Source organism: Ohtaekwangia koreensis (assembly GCF_900167975.1).
In the GTDB taxonomy this organism is placed as follows: domain Bacteria; phylum Bacteroidota; class Bacteroidia; order Cytophagales; family Cyclobacteriaceae; genus Ohtaekwangia; species Ohtaekwangia koreensis.
Genome location: NZ_FUZU01000001.1, coordinates 2,351,400 through 2,370,584, shown reverse-complemented (window position 1 = coordinate 2,370,584; position 19,185 = coordinate 2,351,400). Strand labels below are relative to the sequence as shown.

Here is a 19,185-nt window from a genome sequence, read left to right as displayed (position 1 = left end):
CATTCTTTAACCTTATATTTTTAGAAGTGAAACGATGTTTCGCTCATGAGCCTTTACCATGAAATTAAACCTACGCAATCCGCTCTGTATTTTCGATCTCGAAACAACTGGCACAAACATCACACAAGATCGTATCCTGGAAATTGCCGTTGTTAAGATGATGCCCAACGGAGACATCGTACGGAAAGCGAACGTATTGAACCCCACGATTCCTATACCCGCTGAGTCAACTATATTTCATGGTTTAAAAGATGAAGATGTTAAGGACAAACCTACCTTCAAAGAAGTAGCGAAAGATTATGCTCGCTTCATGGAGGGTGCCGACCTGGCGGGATTTAATGTGATGAAGTTCGATATACCGATGCTGGTAGAAGAGTTTCTCCGCTGTGATGTAGAGTTTGACTATAGTCGCAGAAAGATCGTAGATGCCCAGAAGATTTTTCACATGATGGAGAAGCGCACGCTTGCTGCTGCTTATCGTTTTTATACCAACAAAGATCTCATAAACTCTCACACGGCCGAAGCCGATACAGAAGCAACCATGGAAGTATTGCTTGCGCAGATTGAAAGATATGACGGTAAAGATGTAACGGACAGCCTGGAACGAAAGATTGGTGAAATTAAAAACGATGTAGAAGTGCTCAGCAAACTAACCGTATCCGGTTTAGTAGATCTGGCCGGCCGCATGGTATTAAACGAAAAAGGACTTGAAGTCTTCAACTTTGGCAAGCATAAAAACAAAGTTGTTACCAATGTATTCAAGGAAGAGCCGAGCTATTACGACTGGATGATGAACGGTGATTTCCCGATGGATACAAAGCGTAAACTTACCGAGATAAAACTGCGCTCGTTCAAAAAGTAATCAATGCAATAAGCCCTTTTTATACTTCTTCTCTCCTGCTTTTATTTCCAGCGGCAAGTGATTGGCTTCCGGTGGTATAGGGCATGAGTACTTATCGCTATAGCTGCAATACGGATTGTAGCACTGATTAAAATCAAGCGTTACTTCTTCTGAAACGGGTATATGGAATTCGAGGTAGCGCCCTACGTCATAGGTATCTTTGCCATTGGTTTCATCCGTAAAAGGAATGAACAGGTAATCTTCAAAACCCGGGCGCTTCAGCAAATCAGGACTTTGATATACTTCAAGTTTATAGTCTTCGCCATCCAGTAGAAAGTATATATCTCCGTACTTTACATAGTCCGGTAAACGCGATGTAGTGGTTTTCATTTTGAACAACACCGGCTTTTCATTTTTCACGAAGGTTGCCTTCACACGGTAATTCAAATCGATCGGATAATAATTCAACCCTTTGAATTTACGTCTGTCTTTTTTATCCAACGGAGATTTGGCAGGATCACGGAATTCTCCCTCCTGTTTTTTACGATGTTCGGTGATTTCCTTGATCGCAGCTTCATCCTGAGCTTGCAGTTGAAAAGAAAAAGCTGACACTGCAATCATCAGTGTCAGCTTTACTACAGTGTGTTGCATCATACAATATGATTACTTCTTCTTGTAATACTTCATTGCTTCCGGTACCCAGCCTTGCAAATCGTTTATACGTGTTGAATGCGAAGGGTGAGTTGACAAGAATTCCATTGGCTCCTGTCCTCCGCTTGCCGCGGTCATGCGTTCCCAGAACTTCGGAGCAGCAGCCGGATCGTATCCCGCCATAGCCATAAAGATCAACCCAATATGATCTGCTTCTGATTCATGTTCTCTACTAAATTTCAGCATCCCTACATTCGTACCAGCACCGATTGCCTGCATCAACAATTCTTTCCCTGCCGTTGGATTCTGTCCCATCAACGAACTGATTGTACCCAATCCATATTGAGCAATCATTTGCTGGCTCATACGTTCACGTCCGTGGTTTGCTATAGCGTGAGCAACTTCGTGCCCCATTACAACAGCAACTCCGGTTTCATCTTTACAGATCGGCATGATGCCGGTATAAAAAGCAACTTTACCTCCGGGCATACACCAGGCGTTAACAGTTTTAGGATCATCGATCAGATTAAATTCCCATTTAAAATCTGCAAGTTCAGCAGAAGCGTTGTTCATGGCCATATACTCTTCAACAGCTTTCTGGATTCTAACACCCACACGCTTCACCAACTGAGTTTGTTCAGCGTTGTTTGATAGTGGTCCTTTCTTCAATACTTCATCATATTGCTGATTAGCCACCGGGATAATCTCTGCATTTGACACCAGGCTTAATTGACTGCGGCCTGTAACAGCTACTTTCGCGCAGGCGTAAATGGTTAAACTAGCTATTGAGAAAACGATTATTTTCTTCCACATAAGGATGTTTAATTTGTTTCAAAAATACAAAACCACTTGTGTATTGTTTTATAAATTCGTGCCAAAAGTTATTCATATTGAGCAGAAATGAAAGACCATGCGCAGTGCGAACGATTTTGAAAGATGCCTTTCATTATTTCAATACGATGATCTTTCTCCACAGTAGTATATATTGACATCCAAACAAATTGAAACTCCATGAGAATTTTTGCGATCGGTAGAAATTATGCAGAGCACATTAAAGAGCTAAACAATGAACGTCCTGATGAGCCTGTAATTTTCACAAAGCCAGACACCGCTGTACTTCGAAACAATGCTCCGTTCTATCACCCAGATTTTTCCAACGACATTCATCATGAAGTTGAACTTGTACTTCGCATTTGTAAAGAAGGAAAAAATATACAGGAGAAATTTGCCAGTAAGTATTATGATGCAATCGGTATCGGCATAGATTTTACAGCTCGTGATCTTCAGCAGAAAGCGAAAGAAAAAGGTTTACCATGGGACATTGCGAAAGGCTTTAATGGCTCTGCACCACTGAGCGATACATTTATCCCGGTAAGTTCCTTCAGCGATTTAAAGAATATTAATTTCAGTTTAAAGATTGATGGTGAACTCCGGCAACAAGGCAATACAAGTCTTATGCTTTTTAGTTTTGATTTTATAATTTCGTATCTGTCGAAATTCTTTACGCTGCGTACAGGTGATTTAATATTTACGGGTACACCAAAAGGTGTTAGTCCGGTGAAGGTGGGGAATGTGTTATCGGCATATATAGAAGATGAGAAATTATTGGAGTTTGAAGTTAAGTAAGGTAGCTGCAGCAATATGTATAGCTATACATCCATTTTTTACGTTTGCTCAGCTCAGCAAGCAGGAGGTTAAATTTGCAAAAGACCCTGCAGAAGAAAAATATCTATACCCGATAAAGCCCGGGCACCCCGGCTCACTGGCCGGTACGATGGGTGAGTTGCGCAGTACGCATTTTCATTCCGGTATAGACATCCGTACAGACAATATGATTGGCTATGCAGTACTCGCTTCCAAGAGCGGGTATGTATCGCGCGCCAGTACAGGTGGCTCAGGCTATGGAAACGTACTCTATGTAACGCACCCGGATGGTAACACTACGCTCTATGCTCACCTTGATCAATTCAAAGGCGCTGTTGCACAGCAGATCCTTCAGGAACAGTATAAACTAAAGTCTGGCGAGATCGATCTATACTTTCAGAAAGATCAGTTCAAAGTAAAGCAAGGTGACACGATTGCGCTTTCCGGTAATTCGGGAGGTTCAACAGGACCACATTTGCATTTTGATATACGCGACTCGAACAATTATGCGCTTGATCCATTAAAGATTGGGGCTTTCAAAGAGATTGTAGATAACCTCCCTCCTGCTCCCGAAAAAATTGCGTTGGTCACACTCAATCCGGATTCACGCATCAACGACCGCTTTGGAAGATTTGAATTCTATGGAAACAAGGTGGGCAATAACTACGTGGTGGCAAGCCCTATACTCGCAAGTGGAAACATCGGCATTGAAATCCTTGCGAAAGACAAGATGTCGTATAAGAGTCCTTTTTATGGAGGTGTAAACTTCCTGGAGGTTTGGGTAGACAGTGTGTTGGTATTCCAGCAATTTATTGACAAACTAAATATAGCGGAGACCCGCGCCATTTATACGCTGATGGATTTCAAAACCATGCGAAGTAAAGGAACACGCTTTTACAAGCTATATGTTGATGATGGCAATCAACTGAAGTTCTATAATCAATCTCCGACTGATGGCAAGATCAAGATTAACCCCAACAAGATCTCCAATATAAAGATCCGCATGAAGGATAGTTACAATAACACAAGCAGTGTATCCTTTAAGCTCAAACCGAACCCGGTTATAAAAGAAGTAATGTCGTTGGAGCCGATGACGACCGATCTGCTATACGACATCAGTGAAAACACAATGATGCTGACGGCGAAAGCCGGAAAAGATCTTGGTGCACGCGCATTGGTGTATACCAATGGAGTTTCGGAAGAAGTTGACCCTACCTATCACAACGTCAACCGCAAGGTATATCTGTTTGATCTGCGTAAGAAGATTCCGGACTCGATCATGATCAACAATAAGACTGTCCGTCCGAAAATCAAGATCAGTATTCCTTCGGGCACAGAGTATAAATACTACAGCGATATCATGGATATCGATTTCCCCTTAAATGCAATTTACGATACGCTATATCTGAATACAGATTATAAACTTGATAAAAGCGGAAACGAAATCTTTACCATTGGTTCGCGTACCGTGCCCCTGAACAAGAGCATTCATGTGTCGCTTAAAAAAACAAAGACGTATCCTGCCGATGGCAAGTATAATGTTTATCGCAGCACCGGAAAGGCGTATTCATTTATAGGAGGCGAATGGCTAAACGGGCGAATCGAGTTTAATACAAGAGAGTTTGGAGACTTCACGATATTAAAAGATACTGAAGCGCCTTCCGTCCGTCCGATATATATCAATAACCAAACGGTGAGGTTTAAGATCCGCGATAATTTATCAGGCATCTCTTCTTTCGAGGCAAACATAAATGGAGAATGGTTGTTAATGCACTACGATAGTAAAACGGCAACCATCTGGTCAGAGCGCTTTGACAAAACCACTCCGCTAAAAGGAACTTTCGAACTCACTGTAAAGGATAATGCCGGGAATAAAAGTACATTCACTCAAAAAATTCTCTGACCATGGCATTACAAATTGGCAGTAAAGCTCCTGACTTTGCTATAAATGATCAGGATGGAAAAACTGTAAAGCTTTCCGACTTCAAAGGTAAAAAGCTCGTGCTCTATTTTTATCCCAAAGATATGACACCCGGTTGTACAGCAGAAGCATGTGATCTGCGTGACAACTATAAACTCCTTCAGAAGCAAGGCTACGAAGTATTGGGGGTTAGCACCGATACAGAAAAGCTTCACAAGAAATTCATTGAAAAAGAAAAGCTTCCGTTCCGCTTGTTAGCGGATGTCGATAAAAAACTTCATGATGCCTATGGCACCTGGGTAGAGAAATCTATGTATGGCCGAAAGTATATGGGCACTGCACGCGTTACCTTCATCATTAATGAGAAAGGTATCATTGAAGATATAGTCGAAAAGGTCGACACAAAAAATCATACAAGTCAAATTTTAAAAGACGGCAATGTATCCGCGAAAGCTCCTGCAAAAAAGACGGTGAGTAAAGCAGTGGTGAAAGCCGTTGCCAAGAAAGCTATTTCTAAAACAACCGTGAAGACAAAAAAAGCGGCAACCAAAAAGAAGTAATCATCTTTTTTTGTTCGGACAAAAGAAAAGAGACCACTCCATATTGGAATGGTCTCTTTTTCTATTTCTACGAAGGGGATATAAAAATTATGATGCTTTATTCTTAATGTCTTGAACTTCAGAACGAATCGTCTGAGCCAGGTTCTTAAGATCTTGCATACCCTTTCTTACACGGGTACCGGCAGCACTGTTCCCTTTGTTATAAAACTTGTCGATATCTCCTTCTAAGGAAGTAATGAGATCTTTAAGCTCTTGAAACTTTTGCATTGTCTTGGAGTTTTAGGATTTAATAATTTAGTTTCTTACTGCCAATTTAAGTAAAAACCTTAAAAAACAACTCAAAAAGCGGTTTTTTTTGGATTACTTCGTAACAGACACTAAAACTTCCTGCTTGTAAAATCCATTATCGAGCTTGGTTTTAAGCTGCGAAAACGCTGTTAAAGTCTCCTCAACATCAGCCAAAGTATGCGATGCTGTAGGAATGATCCGGAACATGATAACATCCTTTGGCACAACAGGATAGATCACCACAGAGCAGAAAATTCCGAAGTTTTCACGCAGATCCATGGCCATGTTTGCAGCCTCACCAACACCGCCCTTAAATAACACAGGTGTTACCGGTGAAGTGGTCGTTCCGATATTAAAGCCGCGTTCCTTCAAACCAGCCTGCATGGCGTTCACGATCTTCCAAAGGTTGGCTTTTAGCTCAGGTTTTGTGCGCAATAACTCCAGGCGTTTCAATCCACCAATTACCAGTGGCATCGGAAGACTCTTCGCATAGATTTGTGAGCGCACGCTATAGCGCAGGTATTTTATAATCCGTTTTTCACCCCCCACAAACGCACCGATGCTAGCCATCGATTTCGCGAACGTAGAGAAGTATAGATCGATACCATCCTGAACACCTTGCTCCTCACCTGTTCCGGCTCCGGTAGTACCCATCGTTCCAAAACCATGAGCATCATCAACGAACAGACGGAAATTATATTTCTTCTTCAACTCAACAACACCTTTCAGGTCGCCTTGTTTACCCGACATTCCAAATACACCTTCGGTGATCACTAATATACCACCACCTGTTTCTTCTGCTAACTTGGTTGCACGCTGAAGTTGCTTTTCAAGGCTCTCCATATCGTTATGCGTGTACACGAAACGCTTACCCATATGCAGGCGAACACCATCAATGATACAAGCATGCGATTCAGCATCATATACTATAACATCTTTGCGATCAACCAGTGCATCGATAATAGAGACTACTCCCTGATAACCGAAGTTCAGAAGCATCACATCTTCTTTCTTGATAAACTCCGCGAGTTGACGCTCAAGCTCCAGGTGATTAACGGAGTTACCAGACATCATCCTGGCTCCCATCGGCAAGCCCATTCCGAATTCAGCAGCAGAATCCGCATCTGCCTTACGCACTTCAGGATGGTTCGCCAGGCCCAGGTAGTTATTCAAACTCCAGTTGAGGACTTGCTTACCATTAAACCTCATGCGTGGACCGATTTCACCCTCCAGCTTTGGAAAGAAAAAATAATCATCAGGAAGATGAGAGTACTTGGCCAGCGGACCGGCCTCCATTCTTAGCTTGTCAAATAAGTCTACCATTTCAGATCTTGTTAATTGCGGCAAAAATAAGGAAAAAACACAAATATACTTCCCAAACACCCGATAGGAATGATCGAATAAGTTAGTTGAAAACCGTTAGATTTGCTCAAATTCTTACCAATGGAAGCTATTCGCAAAAATATGACCAGGAAAGATTGCAGCCGCAATGAAACCAAGGCCGCTATAAATTCAGACTCCGTTACATTCTTATTAAAATGCGTTTAGACATTAACCCGTATTATACTTTCTCAAACTATGCCTTCGATAAAAAAAATACTCATTGCCAATCGTGGTGAAATTGCTTTGCGGATCATGCGCTCTGCGCGCGAGCTCGGAATCAAAACTGTCGCGGTATATAGTGAGGCCGACCGGAATGCTTTACATGTTCGCTTCGCAGATGAAGCGGTGTTAATCGGACCACCTCCCTCTTCGGAATCATACCTGCGTATGGAGAAAATTATTGATGCTGCCCGCAAGACAGGTGCTGATGCTATACATCCCGGATATGGATTCTTATCCGAGAATGAAGACTTCGCCAAACTGGTTGAGGACGAAGGTTTGATTTTCATTGGGCCTTCTGCGAAAGCTATAGAACTGATGGGAAGTAAACTTGCTGCGAAGGCAGCGGTCGCTAAATTCAATGTTCCCTTGGTGCCGGGCACCAGTGAGCCGATTACAGATGTAAAGGCTGCTAAAAAAGTTGCTGCAGATATAGGCTATCCTGTATTGATTAAAGCAAGTGCCGGTGGTGGTGGTAAGGGGATGCGCATTGTGGAAGACGAGCAAAGTTTTCAGGAACAGATGGAGCGTGCCATCAGTGAAGCAACATCAGCATTTGGTGATGGCTCTGTCTTTATTGAAAAGTATATTACCAAGCCACGCCATATAGAGTTTCAGATTTTTGGTGATCAACACGGAAATGTAGTACATCTCTTTGAGCGTGAATGCTCTATTCAGCGCAGACATCAGAAGGTTGTGGAAGAAGCACCGTCATCTATACTCACACCTGAAAAACGAAATGCCATGGGTGAAGCTGCTATCAACGTTGCCAAGTCGTGCGGGTATTACGGAGCCGGAACGGTGGAGTTTATTTTAGATGATCAACTGAATTTTTATTTCCTGGAGATGAATACACGTTTGCAAGTAGAGCACCCGGTAACAGAAGAAGTTACAGGGCTTGATCTTGTAAAGCTGCAGATCAAAGTAGCAGAAGGTGAAACGATTCCCTTCAAACAGGAAGACCTGAAAATTACCGGACATGCCGTTGAAGTCAGAGTATATGCAGAAGACCCGGCCAATAATTTCTTACCAGATATAGGCACGCTTCAAACCTATAGACGTCCGCAGGGACATGGCATTCGTGTCGATGATGGTTTCGAGCAAGGTATGAGTATACCTTTCTATTACGATCCGATGATCGCCAAGCTGATCTGCCACGCAGAAGATCGCGCAGGTGCCATCGAAAAAATGATTCGTGCCATTGATGAGTATGAAATCACCGGGCTTGAGACAACGCTTGGCTTTTGCAAATTTGTAATGCAGCATGAAGCATTTCGCTCTGGTAATTTTGATACACGCTTTGTTGAAAACTATTTCAGACCGGCAACATTACTATCTTCCAATGAAGAGGAAGAACTGATCGCTGCCGTGCTCGCTACCACGCTGACAAATGGAAACGGCAAGCAAGAGACTGAAAGCTTTTCAACTCCTGCAAGCAACTGGAAAAAGAATCGCCTTTAAGAAGTTCACAAGTATAATTTCAATTAAGATATATATAATCGAATGGCTGAAATTCTCCCCATCCGCCCCTGGCGCTATAATCAGCAATTATCACAACGTATAGATGACCTGACTTCCCCCCTCTTTGATGTCGTGTCCGAAAAGCAACGGGCTGCACTCTATCAAAGTCCCTATAATAGTATTCACCTTTCGGTACCACAACCTCCGAATGCTGCCGAGCGAGCGTACAAACTCCTCGAAAGCTGGAAAGAAAAAGGCATCATTCTACAGGATAAGCTTCCTGCTATATATGTATACTATCAATACTTTAAGGTACAAGGGTCTTCCAAAGAATTTTGCCGTAAAGGTTTTGTAAGCCACATCCGGACATACGATTGGAATGAGAACGTAATTCTTCGTCATGAGAATACCATTCCAAAAGCTGTAAACGACCGGATTGAATTACTTGAAAAAATACAACTTCACGCCAGTGCCACGCATGGGCTATATACCGATTCGTCTTTTACCTTGGAGAAGTATATGGATGAGGCCGTTCGCAATCCGCTCTATGAAACGGAAGATTACCAGGGCGTACGCGATGTTCTGGCGGTGATCCATGATAAGGGTGTTATACAACACTTCATTGATTTCATTCAGCCAAAAACTATAATTCTCGCCGATGGCCATCATCGGTACGAAGGCTCGCTATACTATAAGCATAAACAACAGGAGGCTAATCCGCATCACACCGGAAAGGAAGGGTATAATTACCACCTCATGTATCTTACCAATACAGAATCAGACGATCTTAAAATCTTGCCAACACATCGGTTGGTTCGTGACATAGCAAATTTCAATGAAGAAGATCTTCTTAAAAAGCTGGAGGAAGATTTCATTATCAAACCGATTGAAGATGCCTGCACGTTGAACGAAGTTATCCTAGGGAAACCATGGGCCTTTGGACTAATCTTCCGCGAGAATGCCTACAAGATCAGACTGAAGCCAGAATCTTTATCGAAGATCAAATGGCATTTCCCCGATGTTATCAAGGCACTTGATCTGACTGTAATGCATTACTTCGTCATCGAAAAAGCACTGGGCATTCCAGGTAAAGAACAACGTCAGTCTGAAAATATAGAGTTCGACAGAAGTTTTTCAGATTGTCTGAAGAGAGTTATTCAAGGCGAAGCTCAGCTTGCCATCATCACCAACGAAGTATCCATCGAGGATGTAAAAAAAGTCTGTGCCAGTGGCTATACCATGCCACAGAAATCAACGTATTTTTACCCCAAAGTCATTGGAGGATTTCTGTTTAGCTCCGTGAAGGAAAATGAATTTTCAACACCGGTATATTCACCATTTTAGTATATGAGTACGCAACGTCCTATCATACTTGCATCGAGTTCGCCTCGAAGACAATACCTGATGAAAGAAGCTGGCTTCACTTTTACAATTGAAAAGCCGGATGTAGAAGAAGACTTCCCGGCAGCATTGCCTTCAGAACAAGTGGCGCGATACCTGGCTGCGAAGAAAGCAGAATACTTCAGGCCAAAGATGAATGACGAAATTATTGTTACCGCAGATACGGTTGTGATCTTGAACAATACGATCATGAATAAACCACAAGACCGTGTGGAAGCAATCCATATGCTCTCTGAACTTTCCGGTAAGACACACACGGTTATGACGGGTGTATGTATACTCTCGAAAGAACGAGAAGAAACTTTCGATGACACAACCGAAGTAACCTTTGTAAAGCTCACACCATCGGAAATAGAGTTCTATGTTGATCAATACAAACCATTTGATAAAGCCGGTGCCTATGGTGCGCAAGACTGGATTGGTATGGTGGCCATCGAAAAAATAACGGGTTCGTATTTTAATGTTATGGGACTTCCCATTCACAAAGTATACCAGTATCTTAAAAACTGGTAATGAAAAAGATCTGGAAGCATCTCGTTAGTCATTTTAATATTGACTTCCAGTGGGCGCACTATCTTTTCACCGCACTATTCCTGGCTGCTTGTCTATATATTAATTATACTGTCGATTTCGAAGACAGCATTCTGGACAATCTTTCAGGGATGTATAAATGCGGAGCATACTTCATATTCTTTGCCGTTGCATATTATACTGTACTTCTGTCCGCTACAGTTTTCAAGAAAGAACGAGCCTTTTGGAAAAGCAGAGCCTTTCACATCAAGAGCTTGCTGGTACTATTCGTACTGGCTTTCGACAAAAGTATTCCCTTCTTAAAACCGCTGATTAATTCATTCGTGGAACCCCAGCTTTACGTGTGGGTTTATAAGGTAAGTGTTAATGTTATAAGCCTCTTTACCATTATACTTCCGTTACTGCTATACTATTATATATACGAAAGAAAAGAGAAACATGTATATGGATTGAATGCGCAGCACTTTGATACACGTCCCTATTTCAGTATGCTTATGATCATGCTACCGCTGATTCTGGCAGCTTCATTCCTGCCGTCTTTTATAAAACAATACCCTATGTATCGCGGAGCGGGCGCTGCACAATACCTGGATATACCGGAATGGATCACCGTGTCGAGTTACGAACTTGCATATGCACTTGACTTTGTATCGGTAGAATTTTTATTCCGCGGTTTTCTCGTCATTGGACTATTGCAGTTTACAGGTAGAAATTCAGTATTGGCTATGGCATCGGCGTACTGCTTCCTTCACTTCGGGAAACCGGCCGGGGAAGCCATCAGCTCAATCTTCGGAGGCTATATCTTGGGTGTCATTGCCTACGAGACAAAGAGTATATGGGGAGGGATTATTGTTCATGTTGGGATTGCGTGGATGATGGAAGGCATTGCCTACTTACAGAAAATATTTCATTACCTTTTCGAATAATTCGAGCGGGAAGATCCTAAACGCTCGAAATAATAGTATAGATTAGTACCAGGGCATGATGAAACTTTCGGCTGTAATTATAACGTACAATGAAGAAGCTAATATTGGCCGATGTCTGAAATCTCTGATTCCAGTAGTTGACGAAGTGGTTATACTCGATTCATTCTCGAAAGACCGAACTCTGGAAATCATCTCTCAACACGGTCTCAATTTCATTCAACGTGAATGGACTGATTATTCGGATGCAAAAAATTACGCAAACTCAAAAGCTACTGGAGAATTTATACTTTCTATAGATGCTGATGAAGAATTATCGCCTGTCCTGCAGCAAAGTATATTAACATGGAAAAACAATCCATCTGCCGATGCATACCAGATTAATCGCCTTACAAATTACTGTGGCAAATGGATCTATCATTGCGGATGGTATCCTGAATATAAAGTAAGGATCTTTAAAAGAGGCACGCAATGGAAAGGTCTTGTACATGAAGATCTCGTCTTTGACAACGAACCCAAAGTAGAGAAGCTAAAGGGTGATCTTTACCACTACTCCTACCCGACTATCGATAGTCATTTAAAAAAAGTGCTTCAGTACTCCAAACTAACTGCAGAGAAAAAATTTAAAGCTGGTAAAAAGTATACTTTACTTTGGCATGGAATACTAAAACCCTGGGTAGTCTTCTTTAAAAAGTATATACTCCAACTTGGAGTATTGGATGGATATTATGGATTTGTAATCTCAGCCTTTACTTCATTTTTCCATTTTCTGAGATATATACATTTCAGAGCATTACGAAAGGCAAATCGATAGCTGGCATGTGAGAGTGTTAATGTCCTAGATGTTTTAAAATACGTTCTGCCAAAGCATCCCAACTAAATTCTTCGATTTTCTTTCTGCCGTTCTTCGCCAGTGTTTCCCGTAACTCAAAATCCTGCATCAGCAAACGAAGCGCAGATGCAATCCTCCACGACCAACGCGATACAACAATGCCGGTTACGGAATGAATCAGGAAGTCGCGGGTGCCTGATTCAGTACCTACAACGGGAATGCCGCACGCCATTGCCTCGGCCGTTGTGTTTGAGTGCCCCGCTTTCTTTTCTGCGGATACATATATATCGGCACGATGGAATAACTCCTGATTCTTATTGACGGGATGATTAACAACGAACTCAAAAGGTACGTTGGTCGTGAACTCATCAATAGCGGCCTGTGCCTTCTCATTAACAGGCGTGTCGAACAATAGTAGTTTTATATTATAGCCTGCCTTGTATAGCTTCTCACATGCTTTTACTACAAGGCGTGTACCCTTCTTCTTTTCAACCAGACGCCCATACGTCATGATCACAAAAGGCTCGTCAGTACCTTTCTTTACTATAACCTTAGGCTGAAAAGTATTGGTATTTATTCCGCCAAAAGCTTTAAAGGCTTCGATCCTATATTTGGACTTAACCGTTTCATAAGCGTTTGTAGAGTTTGCAAAGACTTCTACTGTTGGATATTTCCTCAGTATCCGAAGGTTGTCAGACGGTCTTACGAAATATAGTATCTTCCGTTTGGCATTGGCCCGTTCAATCTCCGGAAGGTATTGAGTTTCCGTGATGAATATAGCTTCCAATGTAAATGTGGGGAGCTCTTCCAGTTTTACCGTTTGAACTCCGCCCGTGTACCATGTAGGCGCAATTCCATCGGGGGTAAATACGATAAAAGTATATCCCTTCTTTTGAAAAATATCACCAAGTTCAAAAAAACGTTTTACTCCACCGTATAGTTTGGTATGTGGAAGGATCGCTGCAAACTTCATGTGTCGAATATTTATACAGTATCAGGATAACAACACTTTGAATGCCCGCTTCAACTTACTTCGTAATTGAATCATGGAAGGGATCGGTGTTTCTGAAGTAGTTTCCGGATCAAAGTCACGCCCCATGCGCAGATAGTATGCATAAAACACACGCGCTGTTATTCCCCATTTTATAAGAAACGTATCGCTTCCTTTATTCTTCTTAAGTCTCTTTGTGGATTTAGACTGAAAATGATATACACGGCTGTTCCCTATGCCTTTAAAGATCCGAATGCCATACTTCCACAACTTCATTGAGAAGTCTGGATCCGAGTACATCCCCGGTGAAAATTCTATACTATATCCACCGACTACATCCCACACCCGTGTACTCACTACACTGGGAGGCCACGATGCACCATACCAGTCCTTCTTTACTACAGATTTATAGGTTGCCAGTAACTCTTTCTCTTTAAAGGTTTCCAAGCTATCACCAAAATGCTGAACAATCGACACTACACTCGGATTCGTTGTTGCGTATGGCTCTATAAGCGTTGCTGATAACATAAAGTTATCATGACCAATCTTCTGTATTTCAGTATACAACTCAAGGTCCCAGTTCGGACATACGTACATATCATCGTTCATGTATACCATATACTCAGACTTGATCAACGCCCGGCATGAATTCATTGCCACGCATATACCTTCGTTTTTAGAAGAGTGAAGGAAATCTATATCCGGTTGTGTTCTTAACCAGTCCGCTGTTCCATCTTTGCCTTCGTTTACAAAAATTATGATCTGGTTTTTGAAATGTGAATTCTTGCGAATGCTATTAATGCACAATTCCAGATAAGGCTGATTATTCCAGGTGGGAATTACTATGGAAAAATAAAAATTCTCTGACGTCATCTTGCAAAATAAGGGAAGTATTTCAATAATCGAAAGAAGCCGACCTCTGTACTACGCGTTCTTATAAACACGAATAAGGTCTGAAGCGATTACCTGTGGCTCAAACCGCTTAATATACTTGGTGGATGTACTGATAACTCTTTCGGCAAGTGCGCTGTCGGTTAAAACATTGTTCAATGCTGCTCCCAATGATTCAGCGTTATTCGGATCAACATAAATCGCATCCGGGCCTGCAGCTTCATGAAAGCAAGATCCTTGAGACGTTATAACGGGTACTCCTGATTCGATCGCCTCCAGCAACGGTATTCCAAAACCTTCGAACAAGGATGGGTATACAAATACAGTAGCCATTTGATACAGTGCAGGAAGGTCTTGAAAAGATGCCTGGTGTATAAGTATAATTTTATCTATCACCTTTCTTTCCTGGGCACAGGCTATAACTTCTTTCAAATAGTCAGTGGCTCGTCCTACTATAACTACGGGAATCCGTATACTCTCGGGCAACAATGCCAATGCCTCTACCAGGCGTTTGACATTCTTTCGTTCTTCAATGGTGCCAACATTCAGAATATACTCGTCGGGCAGATTATACTTGGCTTTTACAATTGCTTTTTCCTGTGTTGATGCCTTCGTTTTAAAAATAGGGTGACTTCCCTGGTAAACAACTTCGATCTTGGCCGGATCTACTTTAATGAACTCGATGAGATCATCGGCTGTCTGTTGACTAATCGCGATTACTTTGTCTGCGATGCGGCATGCTGATTTCACCTTGGCAGTATAGATGGCTACATCGATCGGATTATAGAACTTGGGATAACGGATATAGATCAGGTCGTGTACGGTAACTATTTTCCGGATATGCTTTGGCAAGCCTGATGGCAGTTCCTGGCTTAGCCCGTGAAAGATATTGAGACTTTGTATGCTTGGTGATAGGCTTACACCCCATGATCGCCACAACCCTTTAAAGAACGTAAAGCCACCGGTTGGTCCGATGGCTTTTATATTGGTTCGTGCCAGAATAGGATCTACCTCCGGGTGTGATTTGATCTTGGGAGAGTATAATGTATATATATTCTCCGGAGCGAATTCACTCAAGGCATTTACCACAAAACGTGAGTAATTACCGAGGCCGGTAAAGTTGGTGAAGAGTCGTTTGGCTTCGAAACCAACCTGCATTATTTTTTAAACTCTTTGTGATAGCGTTCAATGCTGGCTTTGATGATCTCCTCCGCTTTTGGCTTCGAAAGAAATTCATCTACAATTACCTTTTTGTTTTCGAGTGATTTATAGTTCTCGAAGAAGTGCTTCAATTCTGCGAGCAAGTAATCCGGTAAATCTTTAACATCAGAGATATGGCTTACGCTAGGATCTTCCTCCGCAACAGCGATGATCTTATCATCAGCTTCACCACGGTCAATCATTTGCATTACACCGATTACTTTAGAAGGAATCAAGCATCCTGGTACTACAGCAACCTGGGTCAATACAACTATATCCAACGGATCATGATCTTCACCTAATGTCTGCGGAATAAATCCATAGTTCAATGGGTAATACATGGAAGCGTAGATTACACGATCCAGTTTAATCAAACCACTGTCCTTGTCAATTTCATACTTCGCACGAGAGCCTTTTGGAATTTCAATAATTGCATTGATCTGTTCCGGAGGGTTTAAACCGGTAGCTACTTCATGCCACGGATGCTTTATCATATTCGTTTATAAATTTTATTTTGGGCGCAATATTAAACAAAAAAGCCCCGACTTGAGTCAAGGGCTTTTCATTTGCTATATAGCTTTTACTACTTTTCTTTTTTATCAGCGTCCTTCTTTTCCATCGCTCTCACCTTATCTCCATCTTTCAAACGTTTGGATACGGCCAGAAAAGGGCCTGTGATAATTTCAGTGCTGTCACTGATGCCGGAAAGAATTTCAATATTATCGAAGTCACTCATGCCTGTTTTTACTTCAACCATCTTCGCCGTGCCTTTATCGTTTACAAAAACAACTGTTTTGTTTTCCTTTTTAGGTGCCGGTTTAACTTCTCCTTGTTGCTTTTTCGAATCCGAGTCTCCTTTATTTTCCTTGTCTGATTTAGCATCTTCAGGATTACGGGTTGTTACAGCCGACAATGGCACAGAGAGTGCGTTTGTTTTCCGGTTGGTCAGGATGTCAACACTGGCAGTCATACCTGGAAGAAACGGATATTTTTTACCTGCAGCCACCAGATCCTGGTATGACGAACTCAAGATCAAAATGCGTACTTCAAATTCAGTGATCGCATCCGCTGATGCCTTGTCTTTCGCTGTGTTGGCAATCAACGTAACGATACCTTTGAATTCTTTTCCTTGTGTTGAGTATGCATCTACATCAATGATCGCAGTATCACCAAGATGTACACGTACTATATCATTTTCATTTACATCCACACGTACTTCCATAGTATTCAGATCAGCGATGCGCAGCATTTCTGTACCGGCCATCGTTGCAGTTCCTACTACACGTTCACCTTTCTTCACAATAAGCTTCGATACAACACCGGTCATAGGCGCATCAACGGTAGTCTTGCGAAAGTTTTCTTCAGCTTCTTTCAACGATGCCTGTGTGCTTCGTATTACGTAGCGCGCAGCCTCTACAGATTGCTCCGCCGAAGTAACATCGTTTTTGGCTACTTCATAATTTTGCTGCGCGAGTTGCCAGTCTGCTTCAGAGATCACTTTTTCTTTCCAAAGTTTTTCCTGGCGTTTATATTCACTCTCTGCACGAATAAACTGTGCACGTGATCTTGATAAGCTTGCATTGGATTGCTCCAGGTTTGCACGCTGCTGACTTAATCCCGCTTGCGCGCGATCAAGCTGACTCTGCCATGTATCCGGACGAATCCTTACAAGCCGCTGTCCCTTCTTCACAGAATCACCTTCTTCAATGAGCAAGTCAATGATCTCGCCTGAAACCTCTGGCGCTATTTTTACTTCGGTAACAGGTTGCACTGTGCCGGAAGCACTTACCTTTTCAGTAATCAATACGCGCTTTGCTTTCGCGAGCTCTACCTCCATTTCTTTAGGCTTGCCGATCCAGCCTGCCTGACTTCCTATAACGGCCAGGACTAACAGTAATGCTACGGCTCCGATAAGCCAGTAAATCAGTTTGTTTGATTTTTGTTTTTGTTTTGCCATTGCGGTGATATATTAATACTCCAGGGGTTTACCTTGATAAAAATCGAGAACTTTTTTCTTGAAGATGAAATCATATTTAGCACGACTCAGGTCAGTCTTTGCACGAAACAAATCATTTTGCGAAACCTGAAACTCAAATGAGTTTGCTGATCCTGCACCGTAACGTTGCTCCATCATGCGGAAAGCTTCCTCGCGGGCATTCACCTGTCTTAAAGATGAGTTATACGTCTTCGCTGCTGCAACAGCATCGTTATACGCAGTCTCTACATTTTGACGCAGCGTCTGGTCAGTGAGTTGTGCATCGATCTTCGCTTGTTGATTTTGAATTACTGTGCGCTGCACGGTAGCCCTGGCACTGAAGTTATTAAATATAGGAATGATGAGTTGAAGTCCGAGGGTACGGTATATATTGTCTTTTACCTGCGAGCCAAAGCCGTAGGTATCTCTATAGGTACCATTGGGACTAACTGTATATACCGGTGAATTCAAATCCTGATTTAAATATGCTACCGGACTTTGCGAAAATGAAAATCCTCCATTTGGGTCAGCATAGAATTGTGATTCTTGCGTACTCGAGTAGTTCGTATTCAAACCTGCTACTAAACTTAAGCGTGGATATAAACTTCCGCGTGATGATTTCACTGCATAGTATGAACTCTGAATTCTATACTCTGCACTTTTAATTTCCGGCATAGTCTGACGGGCGATATCATAAATTTCATCGCGCGTCTGATCGATCACAAGTTCTTCAGGGTCCAGTCCTGGTATCTCTACATCCAAACCTTGTGAAGCAGGAATTTGCAATGCTTGCTTCAGTTGAAGGATTGATAAGGCAAGTGCATTCTCTTGCTGTACCAACGTCACTTCGTTGCCCGCTGCCTGCGCATCCAGGTTCAACTCCTCTGAGCGTGGCAGTGAACCTGCCGCTACTTGCTTGCGTGTGCGTTCAAGTTGTTGCTGACTGGATGCAAGTTGGAACTTTGCATTTTCAACAAGTTCCTTATTGAACACTACATTGATGAATAAGTTCGCTACATTCAGAATGAGATCGTTCTTCGCTTTGGCGAGATCTTGTTCGGTAGCAGCAACAAATCGTTGATTTTGCTTCACCGTATTATGAATGCGCATGCCATTAAACAATGGTAAAGAAGCATTCGCGGAAAGGTTGGATGATTTGATCTCCTGTGACACGAAGCTGTTACTTACCGGATCAAGACCACGCCCCCAGCTATAGCCATAGGATGCATTTCCATTAACACTTGGCAACCGTGAAAAGTGAGCTTGTCGCAAATCGACTTCACTGCTCTCCACATCATAGGCAGTCCGTTGTACGTTGAGGTTGTTGGCAAGTGCATACTCTATACACTTTTGCAACGACCACTTCTCTGCAGCAGGTGGCGTTTGCGCCTGCTGCTTTAGCGTATCGATCTGTGCCTGGCAGACGCTATATCCTGCCAGTAAAATAAAAAATCCTGTAATTACTCTTTTCAT

At 42.3% G+C, this 19,185-nt stretch carries 19 protein-coding genes; 9 read left to right on the top strand and 10 right to left on the bottom strand.

Annotated elements, in window-relative coordinates:
- The first annotated feature begins 58 nt into the window (after window positions 1-58).
- Window positions 59-862, top strand: a complete 804-nt coding sequence (locus tag B5Y40_RS09600) for a 3'-5' exonuclease (protein ID WP_079686460.1) — start codon at window positions 59-61, stop codon at window positions 860-862.
- On the opposite strand, the gene B5Y40_RS09595 is transcribed toward B5Y40_RS09600, so the two are convergent.
- On the bottom strand, window positions 863-1,495 hold the full coding sequence (locus B5Y40_RS09595) for a DUF1684 domain-containing protein (RefSeq protein ID WP_221408884.1): 633 nt from the start codon (window positions 1,493-1,495) through the stop codon (window positions 863-865). It lies immediately after the preceding gene.
- 9 nt (window positions 1,496-1,504) lie between these two features.
- Complete coding sequence (locus tag B5Y40_RS09590) at window positions 1,505-2,305, bottom strand: M48 family metallopeptidase (protein ID WP_079686459.1); 801 nt, start codon at window positions 2,303-2,305, stop codon at window positions 1,505-1,507.
- 198 nt (window positions 2,306-2,503) lie between these two features.
- On the opposite strand from B5Y40_RS09590, the gene B5Y40_RS09585 reads away from it, so the two are divergent.
- The 3 genes from B5Y40_RS09585 to bcp are packed head-to-tail and all read left to right on the top strand — an operon-like array spanning window position 2,504 to window position 5,617.
- Window positions 2,504-3,118, top strand: coding sequence for a fumarylacetoacetate hydrolase family protein (locus B5Y40_RS09585; protein WP_079686458.1), 615 nt, complete (start codon window positions 2,504-2,506; stop codon window positions 3,116-3,118).
- Window positions 3,105-5,039, top strand: coding sequence for a M23 family metallopeptidase (locus tag B5Y40_RS09580; protein ID WP_159453642.1), 1,935 nt, complete (start codon window positions 3,105-3,107; stop codon window positions 5,037-5,039). Before B5Y40_RS09585 ends, B5Y40_RS09580 begins: the two co-directional genes overlap by 14 nt.
- Before the next feature lie 2 nt (window positions 5,040-5,041).
- A complete protein-coding gene (gene bcp / locus B5Y40_RS09575) occupies window positions 5,042-5,617 on the top strand; it encodes a thioredoxin-dependent thiol peroxidase (protein WP_079686455.1) in 576 nt (191 codons plus the stop codon).
- Between the two features lie 87 nt (window positions 5,618-5,704).
- On the opposite strand, the gene B5Y40_RS09570 is transcribed toward bcp, so the two are convergent.
- Both B5Y40_RS09570 and B5Y40_RS09565 read right to left on the bottom strand, forming a co-directional pair.
- Window positions 5,705-5,884 carry a histone H1 gene (locus tag B5Y40_RS09570; protein WP_079686454.1) on the bottom strand — a complete coding sequence of 60 codons (180 nt, stop codon included), beginning with the start codon at window positions 5,882-5,884 and terminating at the stop codon, window positions 5,705-5,707.
- Between the two features lie 93 nt (window positions 5,885-5,977).
- A complete protein-coding gene (locus B5Y40_RS09565; protein ID WP_079686453.1) occupies window positions 5,978-7,228 on the bottom strand; it encodes an aminotransferase class I/II-fold pyridoxal phosphate-dependent enzyme in 1,251 nt (416 codons plus the stop codon).
- Between the two features lie 255 nt (window positions 7,229-7,483).
- On the opposite strand from B5Y40_RS09565, the gene accC reads away from it, so the two are divergent.
- Genes accC through B5Y40_RS09540 form a run of 5 tightly spaced genes read left to right on the top strand, consistent with a single transcriptional unit; the run spans window position 7,484 to window position 12,637 of the window.
- Entirely contained in the window at window positions 7,484-8,968 is a 1,485-nt protein-coding gene (gene accC, locus B5Y40_RS09560; RefSeq protein WP_079686452.1) for an acetyl-CoA carboxylase biotin carboxylase subunit, read from the top strand.
- Window positions 8,969-9,010: 42 nt separating this feature from the next.
- Complete coding sequence (locus tag B5Y40_RS09555; RefSeq protein ID WP_079686451.1) at window positions 9,011-10,312, top strand: DUF1015 domain-containing protein; 1,302 nt, start codon at window positions 9,011-9,013, stop codon at window positions 10,310-10,312.
- A 3-nt stretch (window positions 10,313-10,315) separates the two neighbouring features.
- Entirely contained in the window at window positions 10,316-10,882 is a 567-nt protein-coding gene (locus B5Y40_RS09550; RefSeq protein ID WP_079686450.1) for a Maf family nucleotide pyrophosphatase, read from the top strand.
- Entirely contained in the window at window positions 10,882-11,826 is a 945-nt protein-coding gene (locus tag B5Y40_RS09545) for a CPBP family intramembrane glutamic endopeptidase (RefSeq protein ID WP_079686449.1), read from the top strand. The genes B5Y40_RS09550 and B5Y40_RS09545 overlap by 1 nt, the downstream gene beginning before the upstream one ends.
- A 55-nt stretch (window positions 11,827-11,881) precedes the next feature.
- Window positions 11,882-12,637 (top strand): glycosyltransferase family 2 protein, encoded by a 756-nt coding sequence (locus B5Y40_RS09540; RefSeq protein ID WP_079686448.1) that lies wholly within the window; start codon window positions 11,882-11,884, stop codon window positions 12,635-12,637.
- A gap of 16 nt (window positions 12,638-12,653) precedes the next feature.
- On the opposite strand, the gene B5Y40_RS09535 is transcribed toward B5Y40_RS09540, so the two are convergent.
- The 6 genes from B5Y40_RS09535 to B5Y40_RS09510 all read right to left on the bottom strand — a co-directional run bounded on the left by B5Y40_RS09535 (window position 12,654) and on the right by B5Y40_RS09510 (window position 19,185).
- Window positions 12,654-13,628 carry a glycosyltransferase family 4 protein gene (locus B5Y40_RS09535; RefSeq protein ID WP_079686447.1) on the bottom strand — a complete coding sequence of 325 codons (975 nt, stop codon included), beginning with the start codon at window positions 13,626-13,628 and terminating at the stop codon, window positions 12,654-12,656.
- Window positions 13,629-13,649: 21 nt separating this feature from the next.
- Complete coding sequence (locus tag B5Y40_RS09530; protein ID WP_079686446.1) at window positions 13,650-14,519, bottom strand: glycosyltransferase family 2 protein; 870 nt, start codon at window positions 14,517-14,519, stop codon at window positions 13,650-13,652.
- 51 nt (window positions 14,520-14,570) lie between these two features.
- The gene (locus B5Y40_RS09525; RefSeq protein ID WP_079686445.1) at window positions 14,571-15,695 is read right to left on the bottom strand and encodes a glycosyltransferase family 4 protein; all 1,125 of its coding nucleotides are present in this window, start codon (window positions 15,693-15,695) and stop codon (window positions 14,571-14,573) included.
- The gene (locus tag B5Y40_RS09520; RefSeq protein ID WP_079686444.1) at window positions 15,695-16,231 is read right to left on the bottom strand and encodes an inorganic diphosphatase; all 537 of its coding nucleotides are present in this window, start codon (window positions 16,229-16,231) and stop codon (window positions 15,695-15,697) included. The genes B5Y40_RS09525 and B5Y40_RS09520 overlap by 1 nt, the downstream gene beginning before the upstream one ends.
- A gap of 89 nt (window positions 16,232-16,320) precedes the next feature.
- Window positions 16,321-17,694 carry an efflux RND transporter periplasmic adaptor subunit gene (locus tag B5Y40_RS09515; protein WP_079686443.1) on the bottom strand — a complete coding sequence of 458 codons (1,374 nt, stop codon included), beginning with the start codon at window positions 17,692-17,694 and terminating at the stop codon, window positions 16,321-16,323.
- A 12-nt stretch (window positions 17,695-17,706) separates the two neighbouring features.
- Window positions 17,707-19,185: a TolC family protein gene (locus B5Y40_RS09510; RefSeq protein ID WP_079686442.1), complete on the bottom strand. Its 1,479-nt coding sequence runs from the start codon at window positions 19,183-19,185 to the stop codon at window positions 17,707-17,709.